Source organism: Serratia sp. SSNIH1 (genome assembly GCF_002935055.1).
Taxonomy (GTDB): domain Bacteria; phylum Pseudomonadota; class Gammaproteobacteria; order Enterobacterales; family Enterobacteriaceae; genus Serratia; species Serratia nevei.
Window position 1 is genome coordinate 678,013 of sequence record NZ_CP026383.1, and the last position, 18,575, is coordinate 696,587.

Sequence of the window (18,575 nt, forward strand, 5' to 3'; positions counted from 1 at the left end):
AAGGGCCGGCAAGCCGGCCCTCTGTGGGATTACTGCTTCAGCTTCAGGGTGGAGATGATGCCTTCGGCTTCGGTCTGCGCCTGCTGCTGATTGTCCGCCGGCAGCGTCACCTGAATGGTCAGCATGTTGTTGTTCAACGAGCCGATCAGGACGGAGGAATAGGCTTTTTCGCCGCTGCTGGTGATGATGCTGTCCAGCTGACGCAGCGGCACGCCGTTGACGTCGAGCGCCTTGTTGGTGATCACCTGCAGGTTGGCGTCACGCGCGCGCTGGGTATTCTCCAGGCGCTTGGCCAGAGTCTCCAGGCTGTCGGCGGTCTTGTCGCCCAGGATCACGATCACCGCGCGCTGACCAGTGCTGTCTGCGTAAACATGCATGTTGTTGGCCTGGTTACCCAGCTTGCCGCTCTGATCCGCCATGCCGACCGGCAGGGTGAACGCCAGTTTACCGTCCAGCAGGCTCACCTGCTGCCCGGCCGGTGCGCTGGCCGCCGCGCCGTCTGGCGCTGCCTTGGTGTCTTTGGTGTTGCCGTCGCAGGCCGCGAGGCCAAGCGCCAGCAGGCTGATACCCATCAATTTCGCTACTTTACGCATCGGGCTTCCTTATTCCTTTCCGGTAGGGATTCACTGTCGTATCGCAACCTATTCCAGGTTGAAATGCAAGGCAGATGTTGTCACAAGTTTTTTTCCAGTAATAGCCGATAATCAGCCACTTCGCCTTTCTTTTCCAGCTGAACAATCTGATGGTGATGGGTGAGCAGCATCGTCAGCATGGCGCGGAACCGGTTACGGGTTTTGACCGTCAGCTGGCGATAGCCCTGCGCCCGCGCCCAGCGTTCCTGTTCGGCCAGCAAGGCCTGCGCCACGCTGTGGCGACGGAAGGCCGGCAGCACGCCACCCAACCAGCTGTAGAACACCGTTTCCTGCCGTTGATAACCGAGCTTGAAACCGGCCGGCTGGCCGTCGATTTCGGCGATCAACAGGCTGGCGGGGGCGGGGCCGATGCGCCGCTGCAGATCGGCCAGGCTATGCAGGCTGCCGAATTCGGGGATGCGTTGGTAAAGGCGGTGGATTTCTTCGAGCGTGGCGGTGCGGACGATTGGGGTCATGAGCGGCCTCCAAAGGATAGGGCCGCCCAGAATAGCACGGCTCAGCTCAGCTCAGCTGCAGGCTGCCGCTGCGCGCCGCGATGCGTTTGAGCAGCATGTTCAGCAACACGCCGTACATCGGCAGGAAGAACAGCAGGCAGATCATCACCTTGAAGCTGTAATCCACCAGCGCGATCTCCACCCAGTTGTTGGCCATGAAGGGATCGCTGCTCTTGTAGAAGGCGATGAAGAAGAACGCCAGCGTATCGCTGATGTTGCCGAAGAACATCGCCGCCGCCGGCGCTACCCACCAGGCGCTGCGCTGGCGCAGGCGGTTGAAGACGTGAACGTCGAGGATCTGGCCGAGCACGTAGGCCATAAAGCTGGCGACGGCGATGCGCGCCACGAACAGGTTAAAACTGCCCAGCGCCGCGAATCCCTGCCACTCTCCCTGATAGGTGACGGTGGAGATCACGTAAGAGATGAACAGCGCCGGCACCATCACCGCCAGGATAATCCGCCGCGCCAGCGGCGCGCCGAAAATGCGCACGGTCAGATCGGTCGCCAGGAAGATAAACGGGAAGGTAAAGGCGCCCCAGGTGGTATGGAAGCCGAAAACGGTGATCGGCAGCTGCACCAGGTAGTTGCTGGAGGTAATGATGGCGATATGAAACAGCGAAAGCCAGACCAACGCCGTGAAGCGCTGCTGTGCGGTAAACGAATACATGTTGTAGCCTTTTTAGCAGTGGGGTGAGGGAACCCAGTGTGTCTTGTCAAAACAGCAAAAAACGCTGCGCGGCGGCATGATACGCGTTTGCGCAACCAATGCAATGGTTAAATTTAACGCAAACGTTAACGCATCTTGCGCAGAAAAACTACCGGCGTAAACTAGGCGCTAATGAGATGCGGCGAGCGTTCGCCGATCGTTTTTGAACGAGAAAAATTGCATGACTGACTTATTTGCCCAGGCAGACCAGACGCTCGACGCGCTGGGCCTGCGTTGTCCGGAACCGGTGATGATGGTGCGTAAAACCGTGCGCCATATGGACAACGGCGAAACGCTGCTGATTATCGCCGACGATCCGGCCACCACCCGCGATATTCCGGGGTTCTGCCGCTTTATGGAACACACGCTGGTGGCGCAGGAGACCGAGCAGGCGCCATACCGTTATCTGTTACGTAAAGGTGTATAGTTTTTAATCGTCTCGTGAGATAAGCTCCCTGCGATTGGGGAGCGTTCGAAGGGGACAAACGATGAGTATTTTACTGCTGCCTACGGTTGCCAAGATGGAAAATGAGGAGCGTACACAGGGCTATGAGCGCTGGTTTCTTGAAAGAGTTCAGGAAGCCATGGATGAGCCACGGCCCGGTATTCCTCATGATGACGTGATGGCTGAAATGGATGCTGTTATCGCTGCTGCAGAAGCCAGGATCAAAGCGAAGCAGGCATAATGCTCAACATCGAATGGACTCGAGTCGCACGTCAGGATCTGGGGGAGATTGTGGGATTTATCGCCAATGATAACCCTCTGGCGGCCAGAAAAATGAAGGCTCTCATCATGGAGGCCGTCATTCCCGCCGCCAGACATCCTCGAATTTTCCGGCGCGGCAGAGTGGACGGCACGCATGAAATCCCCCTGCATCCCCATTATCTCCTGGTTTACCAGGTGCTGGAAACTCACATCCGGGTGTTGCGGGTTTTACATACGCGCCGACAATATCCTTAATATCGCCGCTGCAATCGATAATGCCGGGTTTCCATTGAGGAACCCGGCCTGGCGCCGCGTTATTGGCGCTTTTTCAACAGCCGCAGCGCGTTGGCGGTGACCAGCGCGGTGGCGCCGGAGTCTGCCAGCACCGCCAGCCACAAACCGGTCAGCCCCAGCAGGCTGGTGATCAGGAAGACCCCCTTCAGCCCCAATGCGATGGTGATGTTTTGCCGGATATTGGCGTGGGTGGCGCGCGAGATGCGGATCATCTCCGCGACGCCTACCAGCCGGTTGTGGGTCAGGGCGGCGTCGGCGGTTTCCAATGCCACGTCGGTGCCGCTGCCCATGGCGATGCCGATGCTGGAGGCCTTCATCGCCGGGGCGTCGTTGATGCCGTCGCCGATCATCGCCGTCGGGCGCAGTTCGCTCAGTTCGGTGACCGCGCTGACCTTATCTTCCGGCAGCAGACCGGCGCGATAGTCGAGCCCCAGCTCGCCGGCGATCGCTGCGGCGGCGCGCGGGTTGTCGCCGGTCAGCATCACGCCGCGAATGCCCAGCGCGTTCAGTTCGGCTATGGCCTGTTTGGCGTCGCCGCGCAGCGTATCGCGCAGCGCCAGCAAGCCGATGGGCGCGCCGTCTTCCAGCACCACCACTGCCGTTTTGCCGGCGTTTTCCAGCTTGTCTACCTGGCTCTGCCATTGGGCGTCGAGCAGGCCCGGTGCCAGCTTGCCCGGCGCGCTGATCAGCACGGTCTTGCCGTCCACGATCCCTTCCACGCCGACGCCGGCCAGCGCGCGGCGCGCCTGCGCCAGCGGCAGCTCCGTCCCGCTTTCGGCGGCGCGGTTGATGATCGCCTGCGCCAGCGGGTGATGTGAACCGGCTTCCACCGCGGCGGCAAGCTGCAGCAGCCGCTGTTCGGTGAGCGTGCCGATCGGCAGCACGTCGGTCACCGTCGGCTTACCTTCGGTCAGGGTACCGGTTTTATCGAAGGCGATAGTTTGGATCTGGCCCAGTTGCTCCAGCGCCGCACCGCCTTTAATCAGCGCACCGCGCCGCGTGGCAGCCGCCAACCCGGACGTAATGGCCGCCGGGGTCGAGATCACCAATGCGCATGGGCAGCCGATCAGCAGCAGCGTCAGGCCGCGATAGATCCAGGTATCCCACGGCTGTGAGAACAACAGCGGCGGCACCAGGATCACCGCGACGGCCAGCAGCATAATGGCCGGGGTGTAGTAACGGCTGAACCGATCGAGGAAGCGTTCGATCGGCGCGCGGCGCTCTTCGGCCTCTTCAATCAGCTGCAAAATGCGGTCGATGGCGTTTTTGCCGGGCTCGGAGATCACCTTCATCTGCGCCGCCTGATCGACGGACAGGCTGCCGGCGGCCACTTTCTCACCCTGTTGGCGCTCGACCGGCACCGATTCGCCGGTCAGGGCGCTTTCGTCGAAGCTGGCGAAAGGATTGAGCAGCGCGGCGTCGGCCGGCAGGCGCCCGCCGGGTGCGATTTCAATCACATCGCCCGGACGCAGGCTGGCGACCGGCACGCGTTTGCGCTCCGCACCTTGCAGCAGCAGCGCATCTTCCGGCACCAGCTCCATCAGCGCCGTCACCCCGCGCCGCGCGCGGTTGGCGGCGTAGGATTCCAGCAGTTCACCGACCATAAACAGCAGCAGCACCATCGCCGCCTCGGCGGTGGCGCCGATGAACAGCGCGCCGATGGCCGCCACGCTCATCAGCGTTTCGATGGCGAACGGCGTGCCGGAACGAATCAGACGCAGCGCCTTGGCGGCGACCGGTGCCAATCCGACCAGCGTGGTGGCGATAAAGGTGATGCGGCCCAGCTCCGGGTTAACCCGATCCAGCACCCAGCTGACGACCATCAGGGTGGCTAACAGCAGCAGCGGTGCGAATTCGCCGAAGCGTGAGGTTTTCGGCGCGGCGGCTTTGGCGGTCTGAGTGCCGAGCAGGGTAAAGCCGGCTTGGGCGACCGCGTCCTGGATCCGCAGGCTGATGTCGGACTGCGCGTCGACCACCAGTTTCTCGGTGGCGAACAACACGCGCGCGCTGTCGACGCCGGGGAGTGCGGTGACGGCATTTTCGATTTTCTTGGCGCAGCTGGGGCAGTCCATACCGGTGACTTTCCAGCTGAAACGTTGGCTACCGGAAGGGGGAGTGGCGGCCAGCCTGTCGCTTTCCTCGTCCGGATCGTCGGGCGCGGCGGTGCAGCAGCCGCTATCGCCATGATCGTGATGGTGGTGGGCGTGTTCGGCCTGTGCGGCGGCGTTTTTCGGCTCGCTGCTGCAGCCATGCTGAGTTTTGCTGTGGTTGCAGCCGCATCCCCCTTCGGCGTGATGATGTTCCTGATGATTATGGTTTTGCTGGTTGTGCATAACGTCCCCCCTTCGGGCTGTTAAACGGGTTTGCTCAGCTGACTCTACACCCTGGAGTCAACTCCAGAGTCAAGCGCCGGATGAGAATTATTGCTAACGGCGTTCGAGTGTATAAAGGGGTATTCATTCAATAATGAATAATGCGAATTTAAATCTATAGGCTTTTCTTATCCCCTATTTGGGTGAAAAGCCTCACTGCCGTTAGTTTAAATAAGAAAATAATATTCCTATAGAAACTAAAAAGTCGCCTGACCTAATAATAAAGAGTTATTAACCTATAACGCTTTAACAAAATTTACCTTTTTGCCCGTACCAAGCCAGCATGATTCGCTTGTGCCTGCAGGCCGCATTGTTATTGAAGTTTGGTGCCAACTTATCCTCGTTAAGTTTCATTTGTTTTGTAAATAAACCTAAAAAGCAGCATAACAAACTTTCGTTTAGACAATAAAAGGTTGATTATTTTATGTTCAGTTTCGCGGCCCTGCCTATAATTGGAATCGATTACCATTTTTAATGGCAATCTTATTTGCTGATATATATGCATTAATTCTACCTAACACACTGCCGACAACGGCGCATAAGCCCCTTCCAGCAAGCTTAAGGTTCATTCACCGTAGCTTACGGGGAGGTTATGTCTATCTGTCTGATTGATAGCGATCAGATAATGAGTGGAATCGAACCAATGCAATCTACTAAAAAGGCAATTGAAATTACTGAATCCAACTTCGCAGCCGCTAAAACCGGCTACGATGCTGTAGCCGACCTGCTGCATTATCATGAGCGTGGCAACGGGATTCAGATTAATGGCAAGGATTCATTTTCTAACGAGCAAGCTGGGCTGTTTATTACCCGAGAGAATCAAACCTGGAACGGTTACAAGGTATTTGGCCAGCCGGTTAAATTAACCTTCTCCTTCCCGGACTATAAGTTCTCTGCCACCAACGTCGCCGGCGACACCGGGCTGAGCAAGTTCAGCGCGGAACAGCAGCAGCAGGCTAAGCTGTCGCTGCAGTCCTGGGCCGACGTCGCCAATATCACCTTCACCGAAGTGGCGGCCGGTCAAAAAGCCAACATCACCTTCGGCAACTACAGCCAGGATCGCCCCGGCCACTATGATTACGGCACTCAGGCCTATGCCTTCCTGCCGAACACCATTTGGCAGGGTCAGGATCTGGGCGGCCAGACCTGGTACAACGTCAACCAATCCAACGTGAAACACCCGGCGACCGAAGACTACGGCCGCCAGACGTTCACCCATGAGATTGGCCATGCGCTGGGCCTGAGCCACCCGGGCGATTACAACGCCGGTGAAGGCAACCCAACCTACCGCGACGCCACTTATGCGGAAGATACCCGCCAGTTCAGCCTGATGAGCTACTGGAGCGAAACCAACACCGGTGGGGATAACGGCGGTCATTACGCCGCTGCTCCGCTGCTGGATGACATTGCCGCCATTCAACATCTGTATGGCGCCAACCTGTCGACCCGCACCGGCGACACCGTGTACGGCTTTAACTCCAACACCGGTCGTGACTTCCTCAGCACCACCAGCAACTCGCAAAAACTGATCTTTGCGGTCTGGGATGCGGGCGGCAACGATACCTTCGACTTCTCCGGTTACACCGCGAACCAGCGCATCAACCTGAATGAGAAATCGTTCTCCGACGTGGGCGGTTTGAAGGGCAACGTCTCGATCGCCGCCGGGGTGACCATCGAGAACGCCATTGGCGGTTCCGGCAATGACGTGATCGTCGGCAATGCGGCCAACAACGTGCTGAAAGGCGGTGCGGGCAATGACGTGCTGTTCGGCGGCGGCGGGGCGGATGAGCTGTGGGGCGGTTCCGGCCAGGATACCTTCGTGTTCACCGCTGCCAGCGATTCTGCACCGGGTGCTTCGGACTGGATCCGCGACTTCCAGAAAGGGATCGACAAAATTGACCTGTCGTTCTTCAACAAAGAGGCGCAGAGCAGCGATTTCATCCACTTCGTCGATCATTTCAGCGGCGCGGCCGGTGAAGCATTGCTCAGCTACAATGCTTCCAACAACGTGACCGATCTGGCGGTGAACATCGGGGGTCATCAGTCGCCGGACTTCCTGGTGAAAATCGTCGGTCAGGTAGACGTCGCCACCGACTTTATCGTGTAACACAGCAACGACACGCCCGGCGCAGTCTCGGCCGGGCGTGATGTGGGAGCCCGGTATGAAAGGTACTTTAACGCGCACCGCTCTGGCGGCGGGCGGCATGATGGTGACGAGTGCGGTCATGGCCGGCAGCCTGGCGCTGCCGACCGCGCAGTCGCTGGCGGGGCAATGGCAGGTTGCCGACAGCGAACGGCAATGCCAAATCGAGTTTTTGGCGAATGAGCAAAGTGAAACCAACGGCTATCAGCTGGTGGATCGGCAACGTTGTCTGCAAAGCGTGTTTGCGGCCGAGGTGGTGGGCTGGCGCCCGGCGCCGGATGGCATCGCCCTGCTGCGGGCGGATGGCAGCACGCTGGCGTTCTTCTCGCGCGACGGCGATCTGTATCGCAATCAGCTGGGCGCCGATGATGCCTTAACGTTGAAAGCGTTGGCTTGATGTGGAAACGGGTTCGGCGTACCGAACCCGCGGCAGGTCGTTACAGGTAGAGTGAGCGCACGATCAGGAAGTGGCCGGAGAAGTAACAGAAAGCGACGATGGCGTCCGCTGCGCGGAAGGTGAAACGGTAGCGGTTGATCAGCCAAACGACGTTGGCCAGCAGCAATAGCGAGGTGCCGGTCAGCAGCGAGAAGCCGAAATCGGTGCTGCGCAGGAAATATTGTTCGCCCGCCAACCAGACCATCAGCAGCGTCATCGCCACGTAGGTGACGATCGGCCAGCGCATCTCTTCAAGCCGGGTCCAAAGGGTGGCCAGCAGCAACGCGCCTATCACCAGCAGCGCCAGCGGCAGCGGCCAGAACAGACTGAACGTCATCTGGCTGGCGAAGCTCAGGGTATACAGCAGGTGGGAGAGGAAAAAGGCGCCGATGGCGTACAGTACCCGCTCGCGCGGCAACAGGAGCAGCGCGTCGCCGATCAGCGTCGCCAGCAGGCCGAGTACGATCAGATAACCTGCCGCGCTGAGCACCGGCGCCTGCCAGGCCAACAGCAACAGCAGCAGCAGCGTGACGGGTTTGAACACCCAGCGCTGCCAGCGCGGCCCACGGTATGAGGCGTCGACGAACAGCCAACCGGAAAAGAATACGGCAAGAAACGGCCAACTCATTGATGTCTTCCTTATGTATGAGGGAGCCGCAACAACCGGCTCCAAACTGTCACCCATGTCACTTCTTATTTCAGTGTAGGTAGCCTGCCGACGATCGACAATGCTTTCTTGAGAATGCTATGTTTACGCCGATTTGGCCGTGAAGGAAATGGGGAAACCGATGAGCAAGCCACCGTTGTTTTTTGTCGCCGTGATTGCGCTGATCGCCGTGCTGGCCACGCAACGCTATTTCAAACAGCGCCAGCAGGAGGCGGAAAACGACCGTGCACCGATGCGCAGTCTGCAGGTGACGGTGAGCGACAAGCGCAGCTTCCCGGTCGCCAAAACCCGTGCGCCGCAGCGCGAACCGCTGGTCAATGAGCCGATGTATTACGAGGTGGTGTTCCGCCCGGTACAGGGCGGTGAAGACATCACGCTTCGGCTGAAACAGTGGCAATACAACCCGATAGAAAAAGGCGCGCAGGGCACGTTGAACATGCAGGGCACGCGCTTCGTCTCTTTCACCGTTAAGCCGTAGCGGTCACTTTTTCTTGATGGGCGGCTGTTTCTTCTGCCAGGCCAACAGCTCGAACACGCCAAAGATAAAGATCTTGGCTTCTTGCCAGTAGCTGATCGGCTGATCCTTCGGCTGGGTGGATTTCAGCAGCACCAGCTGCAGGCCGTGCATCACCACCATGAAGAACAGCGCCACGTCGATGAAATACTTCAGCGGCTTGGGAAACGGATGGAACAGGTTAGAGAGCAGGAAGCCCCACACGCACAGCATCAGCAGGCGGCCCAGATTAATCAGCATGGTCGGTTTTCTCTTGCGAACGAATATAAAGGCGATAGGCCACCTGGCCGGCGACTTTCTCCCGGTGCAGCTGCCAGCTGGCAGGCACGTCCGCCGCGGCGCTTTCCGCCTCGGCTTCTACATAGATCCAGGCCTCGTCGGCCAGCCAGCCTCGCTGCTCCAGCAACAAGGCGGTCTCCGCCAGCAGGCCTTTGCGAAACGGCGGATCGAGAAACACCACGTCAAACGGTTGGCCCTCGCCCGCCAGCCAGCTCAGCGCGTTGGTGTTGATAACCACCCCTTTGCCCTGCAGCAGCGCCAGATTTTTTTCCAGCTGCTGCGCCACCGGTCGTTCGAATTCCAGCAGCGTGGCGCTGCCGGCGTAGCGCGACAGCGCTTCCAGCCCTAATGCGCCGCTGCCGGCGAAACAGTCCAGACAGCGCGCGCCCTGAATCACCGGCGCCAGCCAGTTGAACAGGGTTTCGCGCACCCGATCGGTGGTGGGGCGCAGCCCCGGGCTGTTCGGCACCGGAAGCTTGCGACCGCGCCATTGGCCGCCGATGATGCGGATCTGTCCGGCTGCGGCCTGGGGCGGTTTTTTGGCCGCCGCCCGTGGCGAGAGTCTTGTCATAAGCGTTGTTTGATTTCTTTTGCGGCGCGGGGCCGCAGAGGTTAACGAAAAGTTGCCCCTATTCTACCGGTGACGGGCGTCGGGGGGAACGGTAAAACGTTGTTGTCTGATTTCACACCGGAAAGCATGCCGGATGCGTGTTGCTGCGCGAGGGAAAGTGATAGACTCGGCGGATTATTGTCAGCATATATCCTTCAGGTATGTAGGGTAAGCGAGCCTTCGGTACGGAGTAGAGTCATAACATGGCAAAAGATAAGAAACGTGGGTTTTTCTCCTGGCTGGGCTTTGGCCAGAAGGAAAAGGAAGAAGAGCAACAGCAACCTGAGCAGCCGGTAGAGCAGGCGGAGCCTCAGGCCGCGGAGACGCCGGCTGAACCGGCAGCCGCCAAGCTGGATGACAAGCTCCCCGCCCAGGAATCTGAACCTGCCGCCTCCGTCGACACCCCGGGAGAGTGGGATAACGGTCAGGCCGGCGAACAAATCGCGGAGAACCTGCCGGCGGCGGCCGAACACCCAACGTCGCAAGCGTTGGCCGAAGAGATTGTCAGCGTGACCGAGCAGGTAGTGGCGCAGCAGCAGCCGATCGTCGAGCCAGAGCCGGTTGTGGAACCTGAGCCGGTTGTGGAGCCCGAGCCGATTGTTGAGTCCGAGCCTGTCGTTGAACCTGAGCCGGTTGTTGAACCTGAGCCGGTTGTTGAACCTGAGCCGGTTGTTGAGCCCGAGCCGGTCGTCGAACCTGAGCCGGTCGTTGAGCCTGAGCCGGTTGTTGAGCCCGAGCCGGTCGTCGAACCCGAGCCAGTCGTTGAGCCCGAGCCGGTCGTCGAGCCTGAACCCGAGCAGGAAGAAGAGGAACCGTTTGAACCTGTGGTGCCGGCCGCTGCGCAAGAGCAGGAGCGCCCGACCAAAGAAGGCTTCTTCGCTCGCCTGAAGCGCAGCCTGCTGAAGACCAAGCAAAACCTCGGCTCCGGCTTTATGGGGCTGTTCCGCGGTAAAAAGATCGACGACGACCTGTTCGACGAGTTGGAAGAACAGCTGCTGATCGCCGATGTCGGCGTAGAAACCACGCGCAAGATCATCACCTCCCTGACCCAGCACGCCAGCCGCAAGCAGCTGAAAGACGCCGAAGCGCTGTACGGCAAGCTGAAGGAGGAAATGTCCGAAATTCTGGCCAAGGTCGATCAGCCGCTGGATGTCAGCGGGAAAACCCCGTATGTCATCCTGATGGTCGGCGTGAACGGCGTGGGTAAAACCACCACCATCGGTAAGCTGGCGCGTCAGTTCCAGGCGGAAGGCAAGTCGGTGATGCTGGCGGCGGGGGATACTTTCCGCGCCGCGGCGGTAGAGCAGCTGCAGGTGTGGGGCGAACGCAACCGCATCCCGGTGGTGGCGCAGCATACCGGCGCGGATTCCGCTTCGGTGATCTTCGATGCGGTGCAGGCTGCCAAAGCGCGCGGCGTCGACGTGTTGATCGCCGATACCGCCGGCCGTCTGCAGAACAAATCGCACCTGATGGAAGAGCTGAAGAAGATCGTCCGCGTCATGAAAAAACTGGACGACCAGGCCCCCCATGAGGTTATGCTGACGCTCGATGCCAGCACCGGCCAGAATGCGGTCAGTCAGGCGAAATTATTTAATGAGGCCGTGGGCTTAACCGGCATCACGCTGACTAAACTGGACGGTACCGCCAAGGGCGGGGTGATCTTCGCCATCGCCGATCAGTTCGGTATCCCGATTCGCTATATCGGCGTCGGGGAAGGCATCGAAGATTTGCGGCCGTTTAAGGCTGACGATTTTATTGAGGCACTTTTTGCCCGAGAGGATTAATACGGATGATTCGCTTTGAACAGGTCAGTAAAGCTTATCTGGGCGGACGGCAAGCGCTGCAGGGGGTCGATTTCCATCTGCGCCCGGCGGAAATGGCGTTTCTGACCGGCCATTCCGGCGCGGGGAAAAGTACCCTGCTGAAACTGATTTGCGGTATCGAACGGCCCAGCGCCGGGCACATCTGGTTTGGCGGCCACGACATCAGCCGTTTGAAAAACCGCGAGGTGCCGTTCCTGCGTCGGCAGATCGGCATGATCTTCCAGGATCACCATCTGCTGCTGGATCGCACGGTGTATGACAACGTGGCGATGCCGCTGATCATCGCCGGCGCCAGCACCGAAGACATCCGTCGCCGCGTCTCCGCCGCGCTGGACAAGGTCGGTTTGCTGGATAAAGCGAAGAACTTCCCGATTCAGCTGTCCGGTGGTGAGCAGCAGCGCGTGGGCATCGCCCGTGCGGTGGTGAATAAGCCGGCGGTGCTGCTGGCGGATGAACCGACCGGCAACCTGGACGACGCGCTGTCGGAAGGCATTCTGCGCCTGTTTGAAGAATTCAACCGCGTCGGCGTCACCGTATTAATGGCGACGCACGACACCGGGCTTATCGCCCGCCGTAATTACCGCATCCTGACGCTGAGTCAGGGCCGCATGCAAGGGGGCGCTCACCATGGCCAATAACGCAAAAACCGCCAAGAGCAAGGCGCTGCGCGGCGGCTGGCGCGAACAGTGGCGTTATGCCTGGATGAACGCCATCAAAGACATGCTGCGTCAGCCGTTGGCGACGCTGCTGACGGTGATGGTGATCGCCATCTCCCTGACGCTGCCGAGCGTGTGCTACATCGTGTGGAAAAACGTCAGCACCGCGGCCAGCCAGTGGTACCCGACGCCGCAGCTGACGGTCTACCTGGATAAATCGCTCGATGACGACGCGGCGCTGAAAGTGCTCGACGCCATCAAGGCGGAAGCCGGTGTGGAGAAGGTGAACTACCTGTCGCGTGAAGAAGCGCGCGGCGAGTTCCGTAACTGGTCGGGCTTTGGCGGCGCGTTGGACATGCTGGAAGAGAACCCGCTGCCGGCGGTGGCGATCGTCACGCCGAAGATGAGCTTCCAGAGTTCGGATACCCTCAACACCCTGCGCGATCGCGTGGCGGCGGTGCAGGGCGTTGAAGAAGTGCGCATGGATGACAGCTGGTTTGCCCGGCTGGCGGCGTTGACCGGGCTGGCGGGCCAGATCGCGGCGATCATCGGCGTGCTGATGATCGTGGCGGTGTTCCTGGTGATCGGCAACAGCGTGCGTCTGAGCATCTTCAGCCGTCGCGACACCATCAACGTGATGAAGCTGATCGGCGCCACCGACGGCTTTATCCTGCGGCCGTTCCTCAACGGCGGGGCGATGCTGGGCTTTGCCGGCGCGCTGCTGTCGCTGGTGCTCTCCGGCGCGCTGGTGTGGCAGCTGGAGTCGGTAGTCGCCGGGGTAGCCAAGGTATTCGGCACCACCTTCACCCTGCACGGGCTGGGCTGGGATGAGGCGCTGCTGCTGCTGATCATCTCCGCGATGATCGGCTGGATCGCCGCCTGGCTGGCGACAGTGCAACATTTACGCCGATTTACACCACAGTAAGATTTTTTTGGTATACTCTTCTCCTGCTGCTTTTGATCGCGTTGCGGGAGAAGAGTGACCTCAAGCGAAGTCAGCACCACATCTCTCTTCTTAGCGCACAAATTCCCTATCGGCCTGCACCCTCGTCACGTATTGTCAGCAACAATGCTTGCAAAAAAGGGTGAACTTATAGGGCGGAGTACGGTCAAAAATTAGCAGCAAATGTTAAGGTGCCCGGCGTGTGGAACCGCTTTTGCTTCAGCAACTGCCGTAGAATCAATCATTTCCCCGCTGTAATAATCACCTGCATGATTTTGTATTCTCATAGAGAGGGTTTGAATGACCAAAGAAATGCAAACTTTAGCCTTAGTACCCCAAGGTAGCTTGGAAGCCTATATCCGGGCAGCCAACGCCTATCCGATGCTGACGGCAGAGGAAGAGCGGGAGCTGGCTGAACGGCTGCATTATCAGGGCGATCTGGATGCCGCTAAGCAGCTCATCCTGTCTCACCTGCGCTTTGTCGCTCATATTGCCCGCAACTATTCAGGCTACGGTCTGCCGCAGGCGGACCTGATTCAGGAAGGCAATATCGGCCTGATGAAAGCCGTTCGCCGCTTCAACCCTGAAGTCGGCGTGCGTCTGGTTTCCTTTGCGGTGCATTGGATTAAGGCGGAAATCCACGAGTACGTATTGCGCAACTGGCGCATCGTGAAAGTGGCGACCACCAAAGCGCAGCGCAAGCTGTTCTTTAACCTGCGCAAAACCAAACAGCGTTTGGGCTGGTTCAACCAGGACGAAGTGGAGCTGGTGGCCCGCGAGCTGGGCGTAACCAGCAAAGACGTGCGCGAGATGGAATCTCGCATGGCGGCGCAGGACATGACCTTCGATCCGACGCCGGACGACGAGGCCCGCGATGGCCAGGCGATGGCGCCGGTGCTGTACCTGCAGGACAAGAGCTCCGACTTCGCCGAAGGCATCGAGGAAGATAACTGGGAAAGCAACGCCGCAGACAAACTGGCCTATGCGCTGGAAGGTCTGGACGAGCGCAGCCAGCATATCATCCGCGCCCGTTGGCTGGACGACGACAACAAGTCGACGCTGCAGGAGCTGGCCGATCAGTACGGCGTTTCCGCCGAGCGCGTGCGCCAGCTGGAAAAGAACGCCATGAAGAAATTGAAAATGGCGATCGAAGCCTGAGTCGATGCGATATTCGAAAAAAAAGCCCGGCAAGCCGGGCTTTTTCATGCCTGAAATTCGGCGTTATGGCGCCACGGCGGCGAAGTCCGGCGCCGGGCAGTCGTAGCCGAATTTTGCCGCCCACGGGTAGCGGGTGCCGGTGTTGATGTAGCGCTGATAAAGCGCCCGGCCGGTCTTGGCGTCGCGCTTGATAACCCAGCTGGCGGCGTTACACAGCACGGCGGCGTAGGCCTGGCTTTTCGGCGGCAGCAGATCGGCCGCCTGTTGCGCCAACCCCACGGCCTGCCAGCGATAGTGCAGGAAACGGTTGTCCTGTGCCGGCAGCGCCGCCTTGGCGCGCGCCGCTTCTGCGTTGTCTATCCAGCTTTTGTGCTTCAGCTCGCGAGTATCGAACGCATCCCCCAGATAGGAATAGCCGGCGCCATAGATGGCGTAGTCCGGCGTCATCTCATAGCCGGTAAATTCGAGCCCCTGGGCACGCAGCAGGTTGGCGGCGCGATAGTAAGCCTGCGCGCGCGTCAGCGGCGCGGCGGACTTATCCTTGGCGGCCTTCAGCTCGTCGGCATACTGCTGCGCCGCCAGGCGGTAGTTGGGGATATCGAAGTAGGCCTGCGCCTCCGCGGCCCGCCCGGCGCGCATCAAGCGCCGCGCCAGCAGCTCGCGCAGCTGCACTTCCGGCGTGATCTGCTGGCCGCCGTAGTCGTCCGGGTTAACCGGCTTGAGCGGCGTCGTCGGCGCCGGGACGTGTTTATCGACAAAGCCTTTCAACTCATCGACGGTCAGCACGCGCTCTGCCACATCGGCCACGTCGGCCCAGTAGAGCGCCTTGCCGCGATACAGCAGGTCCATCGCCTGCAGATAGTCGCCGCGGTTCAGCGCCAGGATAGCCTGTTCGCCGGCCACCCGGCACTCGGGCACGATGGTTTCCGCGACGAAGTCGGCGTTGCGCTGTTCGCCCCAGCTTTCGTCGGCGGGGAACGCGCTTGCCGCCTTGGCGTAGGCGGCGGTGGCGGCTTTCACATCACCGTCACGCAGCGCCATTTTGGCGCGCAGCCACCACGCCAGGCCGCTGTCGCCGGCGTTTTTCAGCAGGCTGGCCGCCATCGGATACTGCCCGGAACGGTAGGCCAATGCCGCCAGCCGATCGCTGCCGGCGAAGCCGCTTTTCACCGTGCCGTCCAGCAGCGCCAGGATCTGGCTGATGATCTGTGCGGAGCGGCCGTTGCCGTCGGTATCCGCCATCTGCAGGTTGCCGCTGCGGGCGAACAGTTCAATGGTCACCAGCTGTTGGATTAAGGGATCGCCGATAACCTGTTTCAGCGTTTCCAGATGGTCGGGATTGACCAGGAAACTGGAGACGTACTGCAGCGACTGCCCGCCGCTCGGATCGCCCTGCGCCGCTTGCTGTGCGTACAGGTGGGCGGCGGGAGCGACGTCACCCAGCCACAGGTGGATGCGCGCCTGCTGTCCGAGGCTGCTCAGCGCCAGCTGATCGGGGTCGGCGGCGCCGCTTTTCACCCGATTGATCACCTGCTGGAACGCCGCCAGCGCCTGTTCAAGTTCGGCTTTAGGCGGATGCTCGGGGGCGGGCGCCGCTTCACCAGATTCATTCATCGGCGTACCGTGGTCATTCATCAACACCCGTCCAAGCGAATACTGCGCCCGTAGCCCCCAGTCGCCCTGTTCGGCGGCCGGCAGCTTCAGCACCTGCTGGAAATACTCTGTGGCGCGCGGATCGTGGCCGGCGAAAGCGACGGCACCCAGTTGATAAAGGCGCGCGGCGTTGGACAACCCCTGAGTATTGACGGCGTCAGCCTCTTCCACCGTTTTGGCGGCGCGCATTTTGCCGATCGCCACCGTTTCCGGCGACTGCGGCATCGGTTTCGGCGGCATCGGCGGCGGCGGGGCTTGCCAGCGCGGCAGCTGCTTATCCGCCGGCACCAGCCGGCCGGCTTCGAAGGCGAAATTGCCCTCCGGCATATACAGCAGGGTGCCGTTGCGGTCGATCAGCAGCCGGTTAGGGAAATCCGGGCCGCAGGCATAGCCGTTCAGCGGCAGCGCCAGCGCGGCGCCGATCAGCATGGCCAGCGGAAGAAGGCGGCGGGTGTTCCGTGCCGCGCGCGAATCAAGGTGTGACAAGGGTGCCTCCTGGCGTCAGTTTTTGGCAGCGCAGCCAGCCCAGCGGCCGGGATTGCCCGGCGCGCAGCTGGTCGCCGCTGATGCGAATAAAGCGTTGCCGTTGCGGTGCGGATTCCAGCCGGTAGTTGCCGACCGCGTCCGCCGCCAGGCAGTCGTCGGCGCGGATGATCACCTCTTGCGGCAGCGGGGCGTCCACCGGCCCGTTGTTATGAATTATCAGATCATACAGCCCATTTTGCTGTGGCTGAGGCCTAAATTTTACCTGCCACTCGACGTTCAGCGGCCGCCGTTCGATCACCGCTCGCAGCGTGGCGAGCGACCAGGCGCGCCGATCGTCCGCCAGCGGCAAGCGGAACCAGATAATGCCGCGCAGCCGGGGCGGCGTTTGCTGCGCCAGCGTCTGCAGAAAATCGGCGATCTGCTGCGGAGCGACCGTCAGCTCGCGGCCGTTGCCCGCCACGCGCAGCGAGGATTCGCTCTCCACCTGCGCGCCCTGCGCATCAAACCCCAGCAGCGCCATGCCATAGGCCGGCAGCGCGACGCGAAACGGCTTCGGTGTGACGGCGGCGTACTGCCGCACCCAGTGCAGTGCCAAGGGGCCGTCAAACAGCCCCTGCTGCGGCGAGAGCACCGCGTGCACCTGCAGGACGGAACTGTCGGCCTGTTGCAGTACGCCGGGCAGGTTGGGCGAGCCGATCCAGGCCGGCAGGGCGGTGATGCCGAGTTGCAAAGCGGTGGGCAGCCGTTGGCGCAGCCGCTGTAGAAAGCGTTGGTAGTCCGGCAGGCGGGCGGTGGCGGCGTCATGATCGATCTCGACGCCGGTGACGGGTAGCCCGGCCGCCTGCCAGCGCTGGGTGAGCGCCAGCAGCCGCTGGATAATGGCTTCTTGGTCCAGCTGCGGCAGCTGGCCGTCGAGGCGTGCTACCAGCCAGAGCGGGCGGCCGTCCTGCTTCAGCAGGCTGAGATCGGCCGGGATTTCCCGCCAGCCTTCGCGCGGATGTACCTGCAGCGCCAGCACGCGCAGCGCGCCGAACAGATCGCGGCTGTGCGCCAGCGCATCGGCGTGCTGCGGCGTCCAAACCCGCTGCCAGACATAAACCTGCTGATCCCAGCCTGAGGCCAGGCGCAGCGCCTGCTGGCGCCCGAGGAGTGCGGCCGCCAGCCCCAGCGCAATCAAGACCAGCGCCGCCAGCCGGCGTTTCATTTTTGCCAGAGATCGCCCTGCGGTGCGAAGCCGCAGGCGCGCATGAAGTTAGCGACTTCCCCGCGTTCGCGCGGCGCCAGGCCGGCGGTCGACAGCTGCCAGTGGGCGACCTGCGGCAGCTGACGCTGCGCATCCTGCACCAGGTAAAGACCGACGCCGCGGCGGCGCGTCACTTCGCGCACCAGCAAGTCCTGCAGCTCGGCGCGGTCGTCCTGCAGCGCGATTTTCACCGCCCCCAGCAGCCGCTCGTTGAAGCGGGCGGCGAACAGCACCTTGCCGTCGCTCAGCCAGCTTTGCCACTGTTCCGGCTGCTGGTGCGGCCAAATTTTACCGAGGTCGATAAGGTCTTGCGGGGACAGCGCGGTCAGGCGCTCGATGGTCAGTTTCATGCAGAATTTCCGCGCAGCTAAATGATGCCGACAGTGTAATAGATCTTGTGCAGAGCGTTGTGTAAGTTTTTCTGTACGATTACTGTGCAATATGTTTTTTGCACGGGGCATTTTCCGAGTAAATAGTTAGTAAACGGATTGTTAACCAGCACAACGCACTACGCCTCAAGGTAAAGAGCGCAGATTTAATTCGAATTTTATCCTGTTTACACCGCTTGTTTCTGCCGGATGAAGTTGATTTGCAGAAGAAAATTCCTGTTTAATGGCATGAAAAATAAAGTCTTATTAGAAAATAATGCCGATAAAACGCCTAAATCATTATTACTTATAACAAAAGCGGTCAATAACGATCGGGCGCAGGCAAACACAACAGGTACGTTCACAACGAC

The 18,575-nt window shown here is 60.5% G+C and carries 20 protein-coding genes; 10 read left to right on the forward strand and 10 right to left on the reverse strand.

The features are described 5' to 3' along the window. Positions 1-29: 29 nt before the first annotated feature. The 3 genes from C3F38_RS03235 to C3F38_RS03245 form a co-directional block, all read right to left on the reverse strand. Complete coding sequence (locus tag C3F38_RS03235; protein ID WP_047729417.1) at positions 30-593, reverse strand: DcrB family lipoprotein; 564 nt, start codon at positions 591-593, stop codon at positions 30-32. Positions 594-673: 80 nt separating this feature from the next. Continuing rightward, positions 674-1,108, reverse strand: a complete 435-nt coding sequence (locus C3F38_RS03240; protein ID WP_103767498.1) for a GNAT family N-acetyltransferase — start codon at positions 1,106-1,108, stop codon at positions 674-676. Between the two features lie 46 nt (positions 1,109-1,154). Next, a complete protein-coding gene (locus C3F38_RS03245; protein WP_047729415.1) occupies positions 1,155-1,814 on the reverse strand; it encodes a 7-cyano-7-deazaguanine/7-aminomethyl-7-deazaguanine transporter in 660 nt (219 codons plus the stop codon). Between the two features lie 220 nt (positions 1,815-2,034). Here C3F38_RS03245 and tusA point away from each other — a divergent pair, with 220 nt between their 5' ends. The 3 genes from tusA to C3F38_RS03260 all read left to right on the forward strand — a co-directional run bounded on the left by tusA (position 2,035) and on the right by C3F38_RS03260 (position 2,814). Beyond that, positions 2,035-2,280, forward strand: coding sequence for a sulfurtransferase TusA (gene tusA / locus C3F38_RS03250; protein ID WP_025304890.1), 246 nt, complete (start codon positions 2,035-2,037; stop codon positions 2,278-2,280). Positions 2,281-2,341: 61 nt separating this feature from the next. Beyond that, entirely contained in the window at positions 2,342-2,539 is a 198-nt protein-coding gene (locus C3F38_RS03255) for a hypothetical protein (RefSeq protein ID WP_033649649.1), read from the forward strand. Next, positions 2,539-2,814: a type II toxin-antitoxin system mRNA interferase toxin, RelE/StbE family gene (locus tag C3F38_RS03260; RefSeq protein WP_048232401.1), complete on the forward strand. Its 276-nt coding sequence runs from the start codon at positions 2,539-2,541 to the stop codon at positions 2,812-2,814. Before C3F38_RS03255 ends, C3F38_RS03260 begins: the two co-directional genes overlap by 1 nt. A gap of 59 nt (positions 2,815-2,873) precedes the next feature. On the opposite strand, the gene C3F38_RS03265 is transcribed toward C3F38_RS03260, so the two are convergent. After that, complete coding sequence (locus C3F38_RS03265) at positions 2,874-5,186, reverse strand: zinc/cadmium/mercury/lead-transporting ATPase (protein WP_055317089.1); 2,313 nt, start codon at positions 5,184-5,186, stop codon at positions 2,874-2,876. A 682-nt stretch (positions 5,187-5,868) separates the two neighbouring features. Between C3F38_RS03265 and C3F38_RS03270 the strand changes: the two genes are divergently transcribed. Together C3F38_RS03270 and C3F38_RS03275 are read left to right on the forward strand one after the other, a co-directional pair. Next, positions 5,869-7,332, forward strand: a complete 1,464-nt coding sequence (locus C3F38_RS03270) for a serralysin family metalloprotease (protein WP_038874135.1) — start codon at positions 5,869-5,871, stop codon at positions 7,330-7,332. A gap of 55 nt (positions 7,333-7,387) precedes the next feature. Then, complete coding sequence (locus tag C3F38_RS03275; RefSeq protein WP_038874139.1) at positions 7,388-7,765, forward strand: AprI/Inh family metalloprotease inhibitor; 378 nt, start codon at positions 7,388-7,390, stop codon at positions 7,763-7,765. Positions 7,766-7,805: 40 nt separating this feature from the next. On the opposite strand, the gene C3F38_RS03280 is transcribed toward C3F38_RS03275, so the two are convergent. Then, positions 7,806-8,432, reverse strand: a complete 627-nt coding sequence (locus C3F38_RS03280; protein ID WP_047729406.1) for a lysoplasmalogenase — start codon at positions 8,430-8,432, stop codon at positions 7,806-7,808. Between the two features lie 160 nt (positions 8,433-8,592). Here C3F38_RS03280 and C3F38_RS03285 point away from each other — a divergent pair, with 160 nt between their 5' ends. Further along, a complete protein-coding gene (locus C3F38_RS03285) occupies positions 8,593-8,949 on the forward strand; it encodes a DUF2500 domain-containing protein (protein WP_055317088.1) in 357 nt (118 codons plus the stop codon). A 3-nt stretch (positions 8,950-8,952) separates the two neighbouring features. Here the strand turns inward: C3F38_RS03285 and C3F38_RS03290 are convergent, their stop codons facing one another. Both C3F38_RS03290 and rsmD read right to left on the reverse strand, forming a co-directional pair. Continuing rightward, entirely contained in the window at positions 8,953-9,225 is a 273-nt protein-coding gene (locus C3F38_RS03290; protein ID WP_004934327.1) for a DUF1145 family protein, read from the reverse strand. Beyond that, entirely contained in the window at positions 9,215-9,835 is a 621-nt protein-coding gene (gene rsmD / locus C3F38_RS03295) for a 16S rRNA (guanine(966)-N(2))-methyltransferase (protein ID WP_033636678.1), read from the reverse strand. The genes C3F38_RS03290 and rsmD overlap by 11 nt, the downstream gene beginning before the upstream one ends. 242 nt (positions 9,836-10,077) lie before the next feature. On the opposite strand from rsmD, the gene ftsY reads away from it, so the two are divergent. From ftsY to rpoH, 4 genes are all read left to right on the forward strand, one after another. Further along, the gene (gene ftsY / locus C3F38_RS03300) at positions 10,078-11,658 is read left to right on the forward strand and encodes a signal recognition particle-docking protein FtsY (RefSeq protein ID WP_055317087.1); all 1,581 of its coding nucleotides are present in this window, start codon (positions 10,078-10,080) and stop codon (positions 11,656-11,658) included. Between the two features lie 5 nt (positions 11,659-11,663). Further along, positions 11,664-12,335, forward strand: a complete 672-nt coding sequence (gene ftsE / locus C3F38_RS03305; protein ID WP_004934337.1) for a cell division ATP-binding protein FtsE — start codon at positions 11,664-11,666, stop codon at positions 12,333-12,335. Next, positions 12,325-13,278, forward strand: a complete 954-nt coding sequence (gene ftsX, locus C3F38_RS03310) for a permease-like cell division protein FtsX (RefSeq protein ID WP_033636680.1) — start codon at positions 12,325-12,327, stop codon at positions 13,276-13,278. Before ftsE ends, ftsX begins: the two co-directional genes overlap by 11 nt. Before the next feature lie 318 nt (positions 13,279-13,596). Continuing rightward, complete coding sequence (rpoH, locus tag C3F38_RS03315; RefSeq protein ID WP_038874147.1) at positions 13,597-14,454, forward strand: RNA polymerase sigma factor RpoH; 858 nt, start codon at positions 13,597-13,599, stop codon at positions 14,452-14,454. A gap of 63 nt (positions 14,455-14,517) precedes the next feature. Here rpoH and C3F38_RS03320 read toward each other — a convergent pair whose 3' ends face one another. Genes C3F38_RS03320 through panM form a run of 3 tightly spaced genes read right to left on the reverse strand, consistent with a single transcriptional unit; the run spans position 14,518 to position 18,186 of the window. Further along, entirely contained in the window at positions 14,518-16,536 is a 2,019-nt protein-coding gene (locus tag C3F38_RS03320; RefSeq protein ID WP_369916781.1) for a hypothetical protein, read from the reverse strand. A gap of 43 nt (positions 16,537-16,579) precedes the next feature. After that, the gene (locus C3F38_RS03325; protein ID WP_055317337.1) at positions 16,580-17,797 is read right to left on the reverse strand and encodes a DUF3142 domain-containing protein; all 1,218 of its coding nucleotides are present in this window, start codon (positions 17,795-17,797) and stop codon (positions 16,580-16,582) included. Continuing rightward, positions 17,794-18,186, reverse strand: coding sequence for an aspartate 1-decarboxylase autocleavage activator PanM (gene panM, locus C3F38_RS03330; protein WP_055317336.1), 393 nt, complete (start codon positions 18,184-18,186; stop codon positions 17,794-17,796). Before panM ends, C3F38_RS03325 begins: the two co-directional genes overlap by 4 nt. Positions 18,187-18,575 lie beyond the last annotated feature (389 nt).